Raw genomic sequence first — 19,026 nt, 5'->3', positions numbered from 1 at the left:
TAATAAAAAAATATTTGTTACGAAAAATGATGAAGCGTTTAAAATTCTTGATCCTTTTCTTTGGATTGTTATTTATAGTGCTAAGAATTTCTATTCTAGTTTTTAGATTACCTTCTTATACCATAAGTACTAGTGGTAAATTATATGTAGTTAGTAAGTTAAGTGAAGAGGTGCAAGTGATTAACTTATCAACAGGAAAAGAAATTGCAGAAACTTCTATTGATATGTTATCTCACGAAGCAGTAGCCACTATAGATGGTAAAAATATTGTTCTTACCAATTATGGTTCAGAGGTAGATTTTGATCTTAAAGTTATTGATACAGAGGGTAATAAAGTTAAAAAAACAATAGATTTAAAAGATAACATAAAAATTAATGGAATTGTTCAGTATCCAGAAGCGAACAAAGTAGCGGTTGTAGATTATGTAAATAATAAACTACTTGTGTTAAATATTGAAACTGAAGAAGTAGAAAAAGAACTAGAAACCAATCAAAAAAAGAGTCATCTTGCTGTGCTTCATCCAAAGAAAGCAATTGCATATACAACCAATATAAATTCGGGATCTGTAAGTGTTATCGACTTAAATAATGATAAAGTTATTGAAACCATTTCTTGTGGAATTGGTAGAAAAGGAATTGACATTACTCCTGATGGTTCAGAAATATGGGTTACAAATACAAAAGAAAATATAATAACAGTTATAGATACCAAAACCAATACAGTTGTAAATACTATTAGTTCTGGAAACGAATCTTTAAAATTAAAGTTTTCTGTAGATGGTAAGCATTGTTTTGTAGCAAATGCTACTGATGGTAGTATTGATATTTTTAGTCAACAATCTAAAGAAAAAATTAAAACCATAATGTTGCATGGTAAAACAACCTTATTAGAAAAAATATTATACCACACTCCACGTCCGGTTAATATATTAATGCATCCTAATGGTTTGTATGCGTTTATATCAAACTCAAATGCCAAAAAAATTGAAGTAGTTGATATGAAATCTTTTAAAATTGTAAGTACAATTGGTACAGGAGATGTGCCAGATGCGTTGGTGTTTTTAGAATAAATAACTACGTTAAGATTTAGTTATTACTCATTTTTGTTAAGTTGGGTTTAACCAATATTTTAAATTAATATTTTACGGAAACATTAATTCAAGTGTTAATTCGTCTAAAAATCCATCTGCCAAAAGATTGTTTTTTGATTCAAAATCTTTAATGGCATTTAGTGTTTCAATTCTATAAACACCATCTAATTTAATATTGTGTCCTCTATTAATTAGTTCTTTTTGTACTTCGTAAATAATAGCGTTTTTAGAACCATTATATAATTTTATATTAGAATTGAATAGATTTTTAATTTTAGTATTTAATTTTTTACTGTTGTAAGTTGCTAAATCAATCCCTTTTTCTTCTAAAAACTTAATTTCATTATTCGATAAACCTTGTGCTTTAAGTTCAGCAGAATTACTTAAAATAGCTTCGTAATAATGAACTTTTGCCAATTTTTCAGCATACGTTTTTACAGCATTTTTAGTTTCTTCATCATCATCTTCAGGCGTTCTTACATCAATATCATTTGCAGTCCATTGCAACATTACATAGCTATCTAAATCTTCAATTGCCTCGTAATAATTGTACAAGGTTTCTTGGTTATAATAGGTTTTGTCTATTTTTTTATCAGTAGTGTAATTAACTTCTGGGGCATTATATCTTTTGTATTGATTGTATTTTCCATAACCAATAATTGCAGCTATAATAATGAGTAATAATATAATAAGTTGTTTCATATATGCTGAGGAAAAGGTGATTAAACAGTTCCTAACAAATGTATAAAATCTTTTAAATAATATTATAGATTAAAAGAGTTAATAAATACATCAAATAAGATAATTTAGTTTGGCTTCTATGATATCTTTGTGTTTAAAAATTAAAATCAGTGTCAAACCCAAATAAGAAGAAGCGTAAATTTAGATACCTAAGAAGATTTCTAAGAGTTTTTTTGTTTATTATATGCTTACTTTTTCTGCTTCTTTTATTTATTAGAAGTGCTTGGGGCCAAAATATTATTGTCAACAAGGCAACCAATTATATTTCTAACAAAACCAATACTGTTGTAAAAATAGAAAAAGCATTTATAACATTTGATGGTAATTTAGCTGTAGATGGTTTGTATTTAGAAGATAAAAAAGGCGATACTTTAGTGTATTCAAATTCATTAGAAGCAAATTTACCAATTTGGGGACTAATTAGAGGTACAAAATTAGGTGCTGATAAAGTGAATTGGAATGGTTTAAAAGCTAATATTGTTAGAAAAGATACAGTTTCTGGTTATAATTTTCAGTTTTTAATTGATGCTTTGGCCACTCAAAATACAAATACAGTTCCTCAAGATTCTACAACTGCAAGTCCAGAAATGGTTATTGGCAGTTTAAATTTTACAGATATTGATGTTGTTTATAATGATATTCCTTTAGGTATTAAAAGCAATTTTAAAGTTGGTAATTTAAAAACTAAAGTAAAAACTTTAGATCTAGAAAAAATGATTTTTGAAACAGAAAAAATTAGCCTTTCTAATTCAAAAATTAACTATTTTCAATTACCAGTTTTACTAGAGTCTACAGAAAAAGGATCACTTCCAAATTTTTTTGCTAGTAATATTTCTATAAAAAATACTCATTTTTATTATAAAGATCTAGTAAATCAGTTGTCTACAAATGTAGAGTTAATAGATTTTGAATCAGATTCACCAAGATTAAATTTAGAAAAATCAATATTTGATATCAATTCAGTATCACTTAAAAACTCAAAAATTACGGTTGATTTAATCAGTAATTCAAGTGCTGTTAATACAAGCTCATCAACCTTTATTTGGCCAGAATTAAAGGTGAATGTAAATACAATTGATTTAGAGAATAACTCTATAAAATACTTTGTTAACAATCAAAAAATAAAAACAAATACGTTTAATCCAAATGCAATTTCGCTGTCTAAATTCAATTTAGCAGCAGATAACATCAACTATAACAATAAAAAAGGAAGCGTAAATTTAAAAAATCTAAACTTTAAAGAAAGTTCTGGTCTTCAATTAGATCAGCTTAGGTTAAGTGCTACATTTTCAGATCAAAATATTAATTTGGATAATTTTTATTTCGATTTAGATAATAATGAAATTAGTGGAAATGCAAACTTGAACTATACTTCAATTTCAAGTTTAATGAACAGTCCAGAAAAAGTTAATGTTCAATTGAATTTACCAAAAATTCAACTGAATTTAAAAGGATTATCTAAATTTCAACCTTCACTAAAAATTAATAGTTATTTAAAAGAATTAAGTAAAAAACCAATTGAAGGTGCTGTTTTTGCAAACGGAACTTTAGCTAATATTCAAATCGATAATAGTAAAATCAATTGGGGAAAAAATTCAACTATTTTGGTTGATGGCACAGTTTTAAACGCTACAAATCCAACTGAATTAAAGCTAAATCTTCCAAATTTTAAAGCTACCACAACAAGATCAGACCTTGTAAATTTTGTTAATGAAAAAGAATTAGGCATAAAATTACCTGAAGAAATTTCAGTTTCAGGACTTGTAAATGGAGGTTTAAATGCTGTAAATACAGATTTCGCATTAAATTCATCACAAGGTAAAATTCAGGTTGATGGTCGTTTTACAAACAAAACATTTATAGAATTTGATGCAACTATTCAAATGAAAGAATTTCAAATAAATCAACTTTTACAAAACAATCAATTTGGAGCAGTTAGTTTAGATGTAAAAACTTCTGGAAGTGGAAAAAACATCAACAATTTAGATGCATCAATCAATGCAACAGTTTCTGAGTTTACATTCAATGAGTATCCAATTAAAGATCTTGTTTTAACTGGTGATTTTAAAAATGGAGTAGGAGAGTTCACGTCAAATTATAAAGATGATAATTTAAATTTTAAATTAGATGCTGATGTTAAATTAGACAGTGTAAATACCAAAGCAAATTTAGCCTTAAACGTTATTGGTGCAGATTTACAGGGCTTAGGTTTGTTACAGAGAAACATTAAAACAGGTATGGATGTAACTGCTAATTTTAATGGTAATTTAGAATCTTATAAAATTGATGCTGATATAAAAAATGGAGTGGTTGTATACGATAATAAAACTTATTTATTAGGGCAAATTAAAGCAAATGGTTTAACGAATAAAGATACCACTGCTGTTTCTGTAACAAATAAAATGCTAGATGTAAAGTTAGCATCTAATACAGATCCTGAAACATTTACAAATGCTTTGCAACAACATATAGCTAGTTATTTTTATAGAGATGTAGTTTTAAAAGATACAATTGCAAACCCTGTAAATATTAAATTTAATGGTAAAGTTTCGCAAACGCCAATATTAGAAGAGGTTTTTTTAGTCAATTTAAAAGCTATTGATACTGTAGTTATTGCGTTAGATTTTAATCAAGCTGAAAGAAAATTAGATGCAGAAATTACTGCTCCACATATAAATTATAGTGGAAATGAACTAGACAGTTTGGCATTTACAATGCGTACAGATAAAGAAAGTTTTAATTTTGAATTAGGGTTTAAAGGTATAAATGCGACGCCTTTTAAAGTGCCACAAACAAAAATTTCTGGTAATCAAATCAACAATCAATTAAACTTAAATTTTGCAGGTTTAGACAAAGGCAAAACTTTAATGAATGTTGCTGCTAAAATTACAGGAAGTCGCGAAAAGTTGGTCTTTTCAATAGATCCAGAAAACTTAATTTTAAACAAAACGAATTGGAATATTCCTTCTGATAATCGTGTTGTTTTAACAGATAATAATCGATTGAATTTCAATAATTTTAAAATTGATAAAAATAATCAAACAATAGAAATTACAGACAAAGCAGAAAATATAGAAAAAACTCATGTTGCTGTCAATTATCAAAACTTTAAAATTAGCGAAGTTTTTAATTATTTAAATCCTGATAAACCTATTGCAAGCGGAATTTTAAATGGTAGATTTATTTTAGAAGAACCTTTTAATAACACAGGTATTGTCGCAGATTTGCAAGTACATCAATTTAAAGCTTTAAAAACAGATTTGGGAAAACTGTCTATAGATGCAAAATCTTTAGGAGGCAATAAATACGATTTTAAAGCAAACTTAAAAGAAGGTGATATTGATTTAGATTTAACAGGCGATTATATTGTAGCCAATAACGATGCCAATTTAAATTTAGATATCGTTTTAAACCAATTCAAAATGAAAGCACTAAACACACTTTCATTAGGCGAAATTAAAGAAACAAGTGGAAGTTTTTCTGGTGATTTTAAAGTTACAGGTACAACTTCAAATCCAAAATATAATGGAAATATAAACTTTAATAATGCCGATTTTAAAATAACCAAACTAAACACCAAGTTTACTTTAAAAGACGAAAAAATTCGTTTAGATCATGATGGAGTATATTTATCCAATTTTACCATTTTAGATGCCAAGAAAAATTCTTTAATATTATCAGGTAAAATTTTAACGGAAAGTTTTATCAATCCAACATTCGATTTGCAATTAAGTGCTAAAAACTTTAGACTTTTAAATGCAAGTAAAGACGATAATCCCTCTTTATTTGGTGTAGTAACCTTTAATGCCAATGCAGATTTAACAGGAGATTTACAAATACCAAAACTATCTGCAAACGTAACAATAGGCTCAGATACAGACGTAACTTATGTTTTGCCATCAACCTATGCCAGTGTAGAAAATAGAGATGAAGTTGTGGTTTTTGTGAACAGAGAAAATCCTGATGCTATACTTACACAAACAGAAGAAAAATCTGCAACCATAACTGGTTTTGATATTTTTACAAAATTAAATATCAGTAAAGATGCTGCAATTACTGTTGTTTTAGACGAAGAAACTGGAGATAATTTTAATGTTTCTGGAGAAGGTGAATTTCTGTTTAATATGGTGCCAAATGGAAGAGTTTCTTTAACAGGAACTTATGAAATTACTGATGGACATTATGAGCTAAATTTATATAGTTTAGTTAATAGAAGATTTAATTTAGTTCCTGGAGGACGCGTATCTTGGTCTGGAGATCCTTTTGATGCAAGTTTAGATGTTAGCGCTGTTTATAACATAGAAACAACAGCATCTGCTTTAATGGCATCTCAAATTTCTGATGAAGATTCTTCTGTTCAAAATAAATTTAAACAAGTTTTACCTTTTTATGTTTATCTTAATATTGATGGTAATCTACTACAACCAGAAATATCTTTTAATTTAGATATGCCAGAAGATGAACAAGGTGCTGTTAGTGGCCAAGTTTATGGTAGAGTTCAACAAGTTAATGAGCAAGAAGAAGAATTAAACAAACAAGTTTTTTCTTTATTGGTTTTAAATCGATTTTATCCAGATTCTGGTAGCGATGGTAGTTCAGGTGGTTTTGCAACAATTGCAAGAGATAATTTAAACGATGCTGTTTCTGGGCAATTAAATGCATTTTCTGATAAAATTTTAGGAAATTCTGGTATAGAATTAAATTTCGATTTAAATAGTTATACTGATTACCAAGGAACAGCAGCAACAGATAGAACACAATTAGGAGTTACAGCTCAAAAAAAACTGTTTGATGATAGATTAACGGTTAGAGTAGGTAGTGATGTAGATTTGCAAGGAAGCAGCCAAACTGGTGAAGAAACTCCTTTAATTGGTAATGTTAGTTTAGAATACAAATTATCTGAAGATGGTAGATATCGTTTAAAAGGATTTAGAAAAAGTGAGTTCGAAAATGTTATTGATGGACAAACTATTGTAAACGGAATTGCACTTATTTTTACTCAAGAATTTAATCACTTTAGAGAACTTTGGGCTGCAATTTTTAAAGCTCAGAAAGATAAAGCTGAAAAAGAAAAGGAACTCTCAGAAAAAAAGCAAGCTGAAAAAGAAGAAAAAACAAACCATAGTTTAGATAAGAAAAAAAATTAATCATTGAGAAAGATTTTAAAAAATAGCGTTTTTGTAGTTGGCGTAATTTCCATATTATACTCTTGTAGTATTAATAAATATATTCCTGAAGGCAAAAGATTATACACAGGTGCTACCATTAAAATGGATGCAGATTCTGCTGTAAAACAACCAAACAAACTAAAAGAAAACTTAACTCAGGTGTTAAGGCCAGAACCAAATTCTAAGTTTTTAGGCATGCATTTGGGTTTGTACTACTATTATAAAAATCAGAAAGAGAAAACGAATTTTATCAATAGATGGCTATTTAAACAATTTGGTGAGGAGCCTGTGTATCAGTCTGATGTAGAGAATTTAGAGGTAGAAGAAATATTGTTAAACAGACTAGAAAACAATGGTTTTTTCTACAGCTCTGCAGCATCTTCTTTTACAGAATTAGAAAAAAGAGCATCATTAGAATATCAACTAAAAGTGAAAGAGCCATACAGAATGGCAAATTATAAAGTTGATAGTTTTTCAAAACCTATTTTTAAAGAAATAAAAAAACTAAGTAAAACATCGCCTTTTGAAAAAGATATGCGTTTCGATTTAGGTAATTTTAAATTAGAAAGACAAAGATTAGATAGCGAATTGAAAGATAAAGGTTATTATAATTTTAATAGTAATTTTTTAATTTTCGAAGCAGATACTAATCAATATAAAAATAAAAAGTTCGATTTATTTTTAAAGTTAAAGAAAAATGTACCAGAAAAAGCAATTATTCCGTACAAAGTTAAAACCATCAATGTTTATCCTAATTATGATTTAAAAGATTCTACACAAAATATTTCTAATAGGTTTAATAACAAAAATTATTATCAACAAAAAGTGTTTTTTAAGCCTAAATTTTTAGACGATTTTATCAACTTAAAAGAAGGCGAATATTACAATCCAAATACTTCTAAAAACACAGCCAGACGTTTGTCTACAATTGGTGCATACAAATACGTTAACATTCAATATAAGGAATTAGATACATTGGCCAATGATAACGAAGGTGCTTTAGAAGCCAATATATTTTTATCTCCATTAACAAAACGTGCCATTCGTGCAGAACTACAAGCCGTTACTAAATCTAATAATTTTGCAGGGCCAACTTTAGGTTTGGTTTTTAGTAATAGAAACCTTTTTGGTGGTGGAGAAACCCTAAATCTTAGTTCTAGTGTTGGTTATGAAACTCAAGTTTCTTCTGGTGATAATTCTGGTTTAAGTAGTTTAGAATTAGAATTAAAATCAGAATTAATTTTTCCTAGAGTTATTGCTCCTTTTTCTATAAACGAAGATTTTTTTGAATACTCAATACCAAAAACAAAAACCAGTTTAAGTACAACTTATTTAGATAGAAGTGAGTTGTATACTTTATTATCTGGTACAGCACTTTTTGGTTATGTGTGGAATGCCAATAAATATATTACCTACGAGTTTAACCCAATTTCGGTAAACTATACACGGCTTTCAAATACAACTCCAGAATTTGAACAAATTTTAGAAGATAATCCTTTTTTACTGAGTAGTTTCGATCAACAATTTATATCAGGACTAACATTTTCTTTTACGTATAACGAAATGTTATCAGCTAAAAGAACGCATCAAATTTTCTTTAATTCAACTTTAGATGTTGCAGGGAATTCAATAAGTTTATTTGGTAAAGAACCTGCTGCAGGAGAACCTAAAGAGTTTTTAGGATTACAATATGCACAATATGCCAAAGCCGATTTCGATGTAAGATATCATTTTAATTTTGGTGATAATTATCAACAAACTATTGCCACAAGGTTATTTGCAGGATATGGTTTGGCATATGGAAACTCAGATGTAGTACCTTTTGTAAAACAATATTATTCTGGTGGACCTTATAGTGTTAGAGCTTTTAATACGCGTTCTTTAGGGCCAGGTACTTACTCAGATACCAACAATCAAAATAGTACTTCTTTTTTTGATAGAACTGGTAATATTCGATTAGAAGCAAATGTAGAATATCGATTTCCAATCTATTCATTTTTTAAAGGTGCATTTTTTGTTGATGCAGGTAATGTTTGGAATTCAGATGCAAATCCTGCTTTTAATGATGATGATAAATTTACCGCTAACTTTTTAAAAGAATTAGGTATGGGTGCAGGTTTTGGTGTACGAATAGATGTACAAGGTTTTGTAATTCGTTTTGATTTGGCAGCACCTTTTCACGATCCTGCTTTGCCAGAAGGCGAACGTTTAGATTTTAGAGTAGATGAACCCGTTTTAAACTTTGCAATTGGCTATTCTTTTTAAGTTCTTAAAATCCGTGAGAGATTTTTTCTAGCTCTTTATGATTTACTATTTTAATATCCTTGCCAATAAAAGCAATAATTTCTTTCTTTTTTAAATTCGATAATAATCGAATAGCAGATTCAGTTGCAGTACCAATAATATTGGCAATTTCTTCTCTAGAAAGATGAATATTTATAACGCCATCGTTGTTTATTCCAAATTTGTCTTCTAATTTAAGTAAAGTTTCAGCCAAACGTTGTTTTACCGTTTTTTGAGCCATATCTACAATTAAATTGTCTGCACTTTTTAGAGAACCAGCCATGTTTTTTAAAACATCAAAAGAAAAGTTGTTGTTTTTTTCTAAGTCTCTAAGAATTTCTGTTTTAGGAATAAAACAAACTTCTAAATCGTTTAAAGCAATTGCATTTAAGTTAGAGACTTCGTCAGAAATTAAACTCCTTTCACCAATTAAATCGCCTTGTTTAATTAAGTTTATAATTTGGTTTTTTCCGTTTTCACTCATTTTAGAAACCTTGCAAATACCATCTTTAATACAAAAGATTCCATTAATGTGTTCGCCTTCTTCAAATAATGCATCTCCCTTTTTTATAACCTTAGAAGTTTTACAATTAGACATCCTTATTAATTCCTCCTTAGACAGGTGTTTTAAAGAATTAAATTGACGAATAATACATTGTTCACATTTACCCATTTTATTGTTTTAAACCAAGATGCAAGATAAAAAAAAGCTGATAAATATCATATTATAAACCCAATACTTATTAGAAATTTGTATCAGGCAAAAAGAGTAAATATGAATACCACATTATGTTATCATTGTGGAGATTCTTGTGATGATAAAATCATAAAATTCGACGATAAAAATTTCTGTTGTAATGGTTGTAAAACTGTTTACGAAATTTTTTCTGAAAACGATTTAACATGTTACTATGATTTTCAAGAAAACCCAGGTGCAATACCCACAGAAATTAAAGGAAAATATGATTTTTTAGAGAATAAAGAAATCATAGATAAATTACTAGAATTTAATGATGGTAATACACAAATTATAACCTTATACATACCTCATATACACTGTAGTTCATGTATTTGGGTGTTAGAGAATTTGCATAAATTAAATGCTAAAATTAGTACTTCTCAAGTAGATTTTCCTAAAAAAACGGTACGAATTTCATACAATGCAAACGAAACATCGCTTAAAGAAGTTGTACTTTTATTAAGTGCCATTGGTTACGAACCATACATAAGTTTAGAAGATTATGAAACTGGCAAAAAAAAGGTAGACCGCAGTTTAATTTATAAGCTAGGCATAGCAGGTTTTGCTTTTGGTAATGTTATGTTTTTGTCTTTTCCTGAGTATTTTGAAGTTGATGGATTTTGGCTAGAAAAATATAAGAATATCTTCAGATGGTTAATGTTTTTCTTCTCATTGCCTGTAGTTTTTTATGCCGCAAATGATTATTTTATTTCTGCATTTAAAGGGTTACGTTCTAAAATTTTAAATATTGATGTTCCTATTGCACTTGGAGTCTCTGTACTTTTTATTAGAAGTTCTGTAGAAATTATTTTCGATCTAGGAACGGGTTTTTTTGATAGTTTAACAGGATTAGTTTTCTTTTTATTATTGGGTAAATTTTTTCAACAAAAAACCTACAATTTTTTATCCTTTGAGCGCGATTATAAATCGTATTTTCCAATTGCTGTCACCAGAATTTTATCAGATAAAAAAGAAGAAAATATTCAGATTTATGAGGTTGAAAAAGGAGATCGACTTTTAATTAGAAATCAAGAATTAATTCCTGTAGATGGAATTTTAATCAACGGAAATGCCCAAATAGATTACAGTTTTGTAACAGGTGAGGCTGAACCTGTGCATAAAAAATCTGGTGATAAATTATTTGCTGGAGGGAAACAATTATCGGGAATTATAGAAATGGAAGTGTTAACTTCGGTTTCACAAAGTTATTTAACACAATTATGGAGTAATGATGTTTTTAAGAATGATAAATCGTCATCATTTAAAACATTAACCGATAAAATCAGTAAAAATTTTACAATTATAGTGCTATCAATTGCATTTTTATCCACTGTTTTTTGGTTATTTTTCGATGCTAGTAAAGCCTTAAATGTATTTACGGCTGTATTAATTATTGCTTGTCCTTGTGCTATTGCGTTAGCTGCTCCTTTTACTTTAGGAAATTTATTACGCATTTTTGGTAAACAAAAATTCTATCTAAAAAATGCGACTGTAATAGAACAATTGGCAAGTGTAAATTCTATAATTTTTGATAAAACAGGTACTTTAACAACAAACAAAGAAAGTACCATTTCATATCAAGGAATTCCTTTAAATCAGCAAGAAAAAAGAATTTTAAAAAGTAGTTTAAGAGCTTCTAATCATCCTTTAAGCAGAACCTTATATCATTCTTTTGCAGAAGTAGAAACAGTAGAATTAGAAGATTATAACGAGTTTTTAGGCAAAGGAATAGAAAGTGAGTATCAACAAAATAAACTAAAATTAGGTTCAGCATCCTTTTTAAAAAATGATGAAGATATTACTTCTTTTGATACTTCTGTACACATTAATTTTAATGATATTTATAAAGGAAAATTTATTTTTAAAAACAATTACAGATCAGGTGTAAAAGAAATTTTTAACTCATTTCAAAACGATTATGAGCTAGCTGTAGTTTCTGGAGATAATGCTGGAGAACGAAAATATTTAACTGATTTTTTGCCAAATAACACTACCTTGTTGTTCAATCAAAAACCAAAAGATAAATTAGAAGTTGTAGAACAACAACAAAAAAGAGCAAAAAAAGTGGCCATGATTGGTGATGGTTTAAATGATGCAGGTGCGTTAGCACAAAGTGATGTAGGTATTGCTTTATCAGAAAATATAAACGTTTTTTCGCCTGCTTGCGATGCCATTTTAGATGCTTCTCAATTTCATAAAATTGAAGCTTTTTTTAAGGCTTCAAAAAAAGCGATTACAATTATAAAATATTGTTTTGTATTATCGCTTTGTTATAATATTATTGGGTTATATTTTGCTATTTCAGGTCAATTAATGCCAGTTATCGCTGCTATTTTAATGCCTTTAAGTTCTATAAGTATAGTAATTTTTACAACCATTTCTACCAATTTATTAGGTAAAAAATTAAACAAAAGTCATGCAGATAAATAAATACATAGATCACACTTTACTAAAAGCAACAGCTACCAAAAAAGATATTATTCAAATTTGCAAAGAAGCCAAGCAATATCATTTTTATGCAGTTTGTGTAAATGGATGTTATGTAGAGTTAGTAAAACAAAATTTGCAAAATACTGATGTAAAAATTGCGGCAGTAATTGGTTTTCCATTAGGAGCAATGGCAACAGAAGCCAAAGTTTTTGAGGCTAAAGATTGCATACAAAAAGGAGCATCAGAAATAGATATGGTTATAAACGTAGGTAAATTGCTAGATAATGATACTGATTACGTACAGCATGAAATTAAATCAATCAAAGAAGCTATAGGGAATAATGTATTAAAAGTTATTCTAGAAACCTGTTATTTAACGGATATACAAATAGCAATTGCATGTGAATTGGCAGTAAATGCAGGTGCAGATTTTGTAAAAACGTCTACAGGTTTTGGTACAAATGGAGCAACGTTAGAGCACGTGGAATTAATGAAAAAAGTGGTTAAAGAAAATGCACAAATAAAAGCTTCTGGGGGAATTAAAAATATAGAAATAGCAAAAAAATATATAGCACTTGGGGCAACTCGTTTAGGAACTTCTTCTGGGGTAATGTTGGTTACAAAAGGTGCTTCAGATAAAAATACGTATTAATATGAGTTTACATATCGAAGCCAAAAAAGGCGAAATTGCAGAAACTGTTTTATTACCCGGAGATCCATTAAGAGCAAAATGGATTGCAGAAACCTTTTTAAATGAGGTTGTTTTGTATAATGATGTTCGTGGAATGCTAGGTTTTACAGGTACTTATAAAGGCAATAGAATCTCTGTACAAGGAACAGGTATGGGCATTCCTTCTACATTAATTTACACGCACGAATTAATTAACGAATATGGTGTAAAAAACTTAATTAGAGTGGGGTCTGCTGGCTCATATCAAAAAGACGTAAAAATAAGAGATATTGTTATTGCAATGTCTGCATCTACCAATTCTGGTTTAAATACAATGCGTTTTAATGGAGCAGATTATGCACCTACAGCTAGCTTTAAATTGTTTAAAAAAGCCATAGAAATTGCAGACAATAAAAACATACCTATAAAAGCTGGTGGAATTTTAAGTTCTGATGAATTTTATGCTGATGATTTTGAGAGTTATAAAAAATGGGCTGCTTACGGAATTCTATGTGTAGAAATGGAAACCTCTGGTTTGTATACAGTTGCTGCCAAACACAATGTAAATGCATTATCTATTTTAACCATTTCTGATAGTTTGGTTACAAAAGAAAAAACGTCTGCAGATGAAAGAGAGCAAACCTTTAAAGAGATGATAGAAATTGCTTTAGAATTGGCTTAATTGGCAGTTTGTGTGATTTTAATTAGAAATGAAAAAATTGTATCAAGAACATATGAAAACATCACTTATTCAAAAATATAACATTCCAGGGCCAAGATATACAAGTTATCCTACAGTTCCTTTTTGGGATGATGCTACTTTTACAAAACAAAATTGGATTCATAGTTTTCAAAAATCGTTTAAAGAAAGTAACTTAAAAGAAGGTATTAGTGTGTACATTCACCTGCCTTTTTGCGAAAGTTTATGTACATTTTGTGCTTGTCATAAACACATCACAAAAAGACACGAAGTAGAAGAAGATTATATAAATGCGGTGTTAAAAGAATGGCAATTATATGTCGATTTATTAGACGAAGTACCAATTATAAAAGAGTTACATTTAGGAGGAGGAACTCCAACTTTTTTTTCTAAAGAGAATTTAGAGTATTTATTAGACGGAATTTTTGCGAATTCAATAAAACATAAAGAAGCAGAATTTAGTTTCGAAGGGCATCCAAACAACACGACCAAGGCGCAATTAAAAACCTTATTCCATTGTGGTTTTACAAGAGTTAGTTTTGGTGTACAAGATTATAATGATAAAGTACAAAAGGCAATTCATAGAATTCAATCATTTAAAGCTGTAGCACAAGTTACCAACTGGGCTAGAGAAATTGGTTATACTTCTGTAAGTCACGATTTAATTTTTGGATTACCACATCAAACCAAAGAAAATGTAATACATACCATTAATAAAACTAAGGAATTACAACCCGATCGAATTTCTTTTTACAGTTATGCACACGTACCTTGGGTAAAAGGAGTAGGGCAAAGAGGTTTTAACAAAAATGATTTACCTAAAGACGATGAAAAACGAGAATTGTACGAAATTGGCAAACAACTTTTTACAGAATTGGGTTACGAAGAAATTGGTATGGATCATTTTGCTTTAAAAACAGATAGTTTATACAAAGCAACTATTAACAAAACGTTGCATCGAAATTTTATGGGCTATACCTCTAATAAAACCCAATTAATGATTGGTTTAGGGATGTCTGCCATTTCAGATTCTTGGTATGGATTTGCACAAAATGTTAAAACCGTTAAAGAATATCAAGAAATTATAAATGCAGGAGAGATTCCAGTTTTTAGAGGTCATATCTTATCTTCTGAAGATAAAATTATTAGAAAGCACATTTTAAATATTATGTGTAATTTTTATACATCTTGGGAAGATCCATCAACCAAAATAGAAAACATACAAGAGCATTTAGATTTATTAGCACCTTTAGAAAAAGATGGTTTGGTAATTATAAATGATAATTCTTTAACTGTGCCAATAGAGGCTAGACCTTTTGTAAGAAATATTTGTATGGCATTCGACAAAAAGCTATTTAAACAAAAGGTTAAGGGAAAGTTATTTTCAATGACAATTTAAAATATTTGAGTATTTTTTTTGGTACAAAGTTTTAATTTTCTATATTTATAACAACTTTAAAATTCCCCCTATATGAAAAGTACAAACTTAGATTACCTAAAAACTTTAATTTTACTTCGAAAATTATCAGGTGCACTGTTAAAAGTTGCCATTTTTATTCTTAGCGTCACTTTTATTTTTCAAGCGATTTAGAGTAGCAAAAAGCTAGTCTAGAATTAGTGTAATTCTTAAAACAAAAAAACATCATACCAATTGGTATGATGTTTTTTTTTGATAAAATTTTAAGAATATGATAAAAGTCATATTTTAAAATAATCGACAAAACTATTTTTGTTTTATAATTATCAGGCAAGATATGAGCGTAATATACCTACTACTAACACTAAGTATTTTAGTGGCAATTGTATTCTTTATCGCATTTATTTATTCAGTAAAAAAAGGGCAGTATGATGATGCATACACGCCTTCTGTAAGAATGTTGTTTGATGATGAAATCGTAAAAGAAAAACAATAAAAATTAATCAGACTTTTAAAGAACATTTTATGGAAATGCAACAATTCTATTATGACAACAAAATCGTCAAAAAGTTTATTTACGCTACACTTCTATGGGGAATAGTTGGTTTTAGTGTAGGTTTACTATTGGCCTTTATGTTTTTATTCCCAAATTTAACAGAAGGAATATCTTGGTTAAGCTTTGGTCGTTTAAGACCCTTGCATACTAATGCTGTAATTTTTGCTTTTGTTGGTAATGCAATATTTGCAGGAGTTTATTATTCGCTACAAAGATTATTAAAGGCTAGGATGGCAAGTAATTTTTTAAGCAATTTTAATTTCTGGGGATGGCAAGCTATTATTGTTGCTGCAGCCATTACATTACCTTTAGGTTACACAACTTCTAAAGAATATGCAGAGTTAGAATGGCCAATAGATATAGCAATAGCCTTAGTTTGGGTAGCCTTTGGTGTAAATATGATATGGACAATTCTACAAAGAAGACAACGTCATTTATATGTTGCTATTTGGTTTTATTTAGGAACTTTTGTAACAGTTGCTGTATTACATATTTTTAATAGTTTAGAATTACCTGTAAGTTTCTTAAAAAGTTATTCAGTTTATGCAGGTGTTCAAGATGCTTTAGTACAGTGGTGGTATGGTCATAATGCTGTTGCATTTTTCTTAACCACTCCGTTTTTAGGTTTAATGTATTATTTTGTGCCAAAAGCAGCAAATAGACCAGTGTATTCATACAGGTTATCAATTGTACACTTTTGGTCTTTGATATTCATTTATATCTGGGCAGGTCCGCATCACTTATTATACACAGCTTTACCTAACTGGGCGCAAAACTTAGGGGTTGCATTTTCAGTAATGTTAATTGCACCTTCTTGGGGTGGTATGATAAACGGTTTGTTAACTTTAAGAGGTGCTTGGGATAAAGTTAGAACAGATCCTGTTTTAAAATTTATGGTAGTTGCCATTACAGGTTATGGTATGGCTACTTTCGAAGGGCCAATGTTATCACTTAAAAATGTAAACGCAATTGCTCACTTTTCAGATTGGATTATTGCTCACGTTCATGTTGGTGCATTAGCTTGGAATGGTTTCTTAACTTTTGGGATGTTGTATTGGTTAATACCAAGAATGTTTAAAACAACATTATTTTCTACCAAACTTGCAAATTTCCATTTTTGGATAGGAACTCTAGGAATCATTTTATATGCCTTACCAATGTATGTAGCTGGTTTTGTACAAGCCTCTATGTGGAAACAATTTAACCCAGATGGATCTTTAACTTATGGTAATTTCTTAGAAACTGTTAACGAAATTATACCTATGTATTGGATGCGTGCAATTGGTGGTTCTATGTTTATTATTGGTGCCTTCGTGATGCTTTACAATGTAGTAAGAACAGTAAAACAAGGTAGTGGAGTAGAAGATGAATTAGCAGAAGCTGCAGCTTTAACAAAAGTTTCTAAATACAGAACTAAAGGAGAAGGTTACCACACTTGGTTAGAAAGAAAACCAATAAAACTAACTATTTATGCAACTGTTGCTATTTTAATAGGTGGTATTGTACAGATTATTCCAACTTTATTAGTAGAGTCTAATATACCTACCATTAGTAGTGTAAAACCTTATACACCTTTAGAGTTAGAAGGGCGTGATTTATACATAAGAGAAGGTTGTGTTGGTTGTCATTCTCAAATGATTCGTCCCTTTAGAAGTGAAGTAGAACGTTATGGAGAATATTCTAAAGCAGGTGAATATGTTTACGATCATCCATTTTTATGGGGAAGTAAGCGTACTGGGCCAGATTTACATAGAGTTGGTCAAAAATACAACGATAGTTGGCACTTGAACCACATGTACGATCCGCAAAGTACATCTCCTGGATCTATAATGCCTTCTTATAAATGGTTAGTTAGAGATAAGTTAGATAAATCTGATACAGAAAGTAAAATGGAAGCCATGGTTAGTTTAGGAGTTCCATATTCTGAAGAAGAAATAGCTAATGCACAACAAGCTATGGATGCTCAAGGAAAGAAAATCGAGGAAAGTTTATATCAAGATCCTGATTTTGCCAAGAACTATGAAGCAGACAAAAAGTATGCTAAAGAAAACGGACAAGACTTTGTAGAAATGAAAGATAGAGAAATTGTAGCACTTATTGCTTATTTACAAAGATTAGGTACAGATATAAAAGTGAAAGAAGAACAACAAATTTCTAAAAAATAAGATCATGCTAAAATTTGTAAAAAACCATATGGAAAGTATTACTGGTATAGAAATATATCCTCTAATATCATTAATTATCTTCTTTACTTTTTTTGTAGCCTTATTTTGGTGGGTGTTTACCGCAAAAAAAGAATATATCAATAAGGTTAGTAATATTCCTTTAGATCACTAAAAATCAAAAGAAATGAAAAAAAAGATTCAATCAACAGTATATATACTATTCGTTTTAGTAACCTTTTTTGCATTGGTATATGCATTTAAAGCCTATCAAAATCCACTAAGTTTTTACGAAAACCCATTGGTTTGGATTGCTCTAATTGGTTTTATTTTGGTATTGGTTTTAAAAGAATACGTTAGTGTTTTAGCCATTACTAAAGCTAAAGAGTTGCAAAATGAAAAAGATGGTATAGTAGCAGAAGAACCAAATCTTTGGATAAAAAAGATTTTAAAATCTTGGACCAAAGCCAAAGCCATTGAAAAGGAAGAAGAAATTATATTAGATCATAATTACGATGGCATTAAAGAATTAGACAATTCACTTCCACCTTGGTGGGTATACATGTTCTACGCAACTATTTTATTTGCAGTAGTGTATTTAGTTCGTTTCCATATTATGGGCGGAGATACACCAGAAATGGAATATCAAAAAGCAATGGCAGAAGCAAGAATGGAAATCAATAAATACAAAGCAACATCTCCAGATGTTTTTGATGTAGCTAACCTAGCTCTTTTAACAGACGAAAAAGATTTAAAAAGAGGTAAAGCCGTATTTAATTTAAACTGTGCATCTTGTCACTTATCAGATGGTGGTGGTTCTATTGGACCTAATCTTACAGATGAATACTGGATTTTAGGAGGTGGAATTAAAAATGTTTTTAATACAATTTCTGAAGGTGGTAGAGATGGTAAAGGTATGATTGCTTGGAACAAAACAATTAAAGCAGAAGATATTGCTAAAGTGGCAAGCTACGTAATCTCTTTACAAGGCACAACACCAGCAAAACCTAAAGCACCACAAGGTGAAATTTGGGTAGAAGAATAAAATAAGTAACCAAGAGTAATAATT

Annotated in this window: 13 protein-coding genes; 11 read left to right on the top strand and 2 right to left on the bottom strand. The window is 29.4% G+C overall.

Annotated features, from left to right (window positions below; all coding sequences use genetic code 11):
• Positions 1-29: 29 nt before the first annotated feature.
• A complete protein-coding gene (locus ACWYN7_RS08800) occupies positions 30-1,070 on the top strand; it encodes a YncE family protein (protein WP_462859546.1) in 1,041 nt (346 codons plus the stop codon).
• 72 nt (positions 1,071-1,142) lie between these two features.
• Here ACWYN7_RS08800 and ACWYN7_RS08795 read toward each other — a convergent pair whose 3' ends face one another.
• Positions 1,143-1,793: a peptidoglycan-binding domain-containing protein gene (locus ACWYN7_RS08795; RefSeq protein WP_462859545.1), complete on the bottom strand. Its 651-nt coding sequence runs from the start codon at positions 1,791-1,793 to the stop codon at positions 1,143-1,145.
• 149 nt (positions 1,794-1,942) lie between these two features.
• Between ACWYN7_RS08795 and ACWYN7_RS08790 the strand changes: the two genes are divergently transcribed.
• Both ACWYN7_RS08790 and tamL read left to right on the top strand, forming a co-directional pair.
• Positions 1,943-6,979, top strand: a complete 5,037-nt coding sequence (locus tag ACWYN7_RS08790) for a translocation/assembly module TamB domain-containing protein (protein ID WP_462859544.1) — start codon at positions 1,943-1,945, stop codon at positions 6,977-6,979.
• A 3-nt stretch (positions 6,980-6,982) separates the two neighbouring features.
• Positions 6,983-9,265, top strand: coding sequence for a translocation and assembly module lipoprotein TamL (gene tamL, locus ACWYN7_RS08785; RefSeq protein WP_462859543.1), 2,283 nt, complete (start codon positions 6,983-6,985; stop codon positions 9,263-9,265).
• 4 nt (positions 9,266-9,269) lie between these two features.
• Here the strand turns inward: tamL and ACWYN7_RS08780 are convergent, their stop codons facing one another.
• Positions 9,270-9,881, bottom strand: a complete 612-nt coding sequence (locus ACWYN7_RS08780) for a Crp/Fnr family transcriptional regulator (protein ID WP_462859542.1) — start codon at positions 9,879-9,881, stop codon at positions 9,270-9,272.
• A gap of 177 nt (positions 9,882-10,058) precedes the next feature.
• Here ACWYN7_RS08780 and ACWYN7_RS08775 point away from each other — a divergent pair, with 177 nt between their 5' ends.
• The 8 genes from ACWYN7_RS08775 (at position 10,059) to ACWYN7_RS08740 (ending at position 19,002) form a co-directional block, all read left to right on the top strand.
• On the top strand, positions 10,059-12,452 hold the full coding sequence (locus ACWYN7_RS08775) for a heavy metal translocating P-type ATPase (RefSeq protein ID WP_462859541.1): 2,394 nt from the start codon (positions 10,059-10,061) through the stop codon (positions 12,450-12,452).
• The gene (gene deoC / locus ACWYN7_RS08770) at positions 12,439-13,104 is read left to right on the top strand and encodes a deoxyribose-phosphate aldolase (RefSeq protein WP_462859540.1); all 666 of its coding nucleotides are present in this window, start codon (positions 12,439-12,441) and stop codon (positions 13,102-13,104) included. Before ACWYN7_RS08775 ends, deoC begins: the two co-directional genes overlap by 14 nt.
• A gap of 1 nt (position 13,105) precedes the next feature.
• On the top strand, positions 13,106-13,804 hold the full coding sequence (deoD, locus tag ACWYN7_RS08765; protein ID WP_462859539.1) for a purine-nucleoside phosphorylase: 699 nt from the start codon (positions 13,106-13,108) through the stop codon (positions 13,802-13,804).
• Between the two features lie 52 nt (positions 13,805-13,856).
• Positions 13,857-15,221 (top strand): oxygen-independent coproporphyrinogen III oxidase, encoded by a 1,365-nt coding sequence (hemN, locus tag ACWYN7_RS08760; protein ID WP_462859605.1) that lies wholly within the window; start codon positions 13,857-13,859, stop codon positions 15,219-15,221.
• Between the two features lie 355 nt (positions 15,222-15,576).
• Positions 15,577-15,735 carry a cbb3-type cytochrome oxidase assembly protein CcoS gene (gene ccoS, locus ACWYN7_RS08755; protein ID WP_462859538.1) on the top strand — a complete coding sequence of 53 codons (159 nt, stop codon included), beginning with the start codon at positions 15,577-15,579 and terminating at the stop codon, positions 15,733-15,735.
• Positions 15,736-15,764: 29 nt separating this feature from the next.
• The gene (gene ccoN, locus ACWYN7_RS08750) at positions 15,765-17,960 is read left to right on the top strand and encodes a cytochrome-c oxidase, cbb3-type subunit I (protein ID WP_462859537.1); all 2,196 of its coding nucleotides are present in this window, start codon (positions 15,765-15,767) and stop codon (positions 17,958-17,960) included.
• Positions 17,961-17,964: 4 nt separating this feature from the next.
• Positions 17,965-18,132 carry a cytochrome C oxidase subunit IV gene (locus ACWYN7_RS08745; RefSeq protein WP_068359046.1) on the top strand — a complete coding sequence of 56 codons (168 nt, stop codon included), beginning with the start codon at positions 17,965-17,967 and terminating at the stop codon, positions 18,130-18,132.
• Positions 18,133-18,144: 12 nt separating this feature from the next.
• A complete protein-coding gene (locus tag ACWYN7_RS08740) occupies positions 18,145-19,002 on the top strand; it encodes a cbb3-type cytochrome c oxidase N-terminal domain-containing protein (RefSeq protein ID WP_462859536.1) in 858 nt (285 codons plus the stop codon).
• The last annotated feature ends 24 nt before the right edge of the window (positions 19,003-19,026 follow it).

This window comes from Polaribacter sp. M10, assembly GCF_054968445.1.
This window is presented reverse-complemented; position numbering and strand designations above follow the sequence as displayed.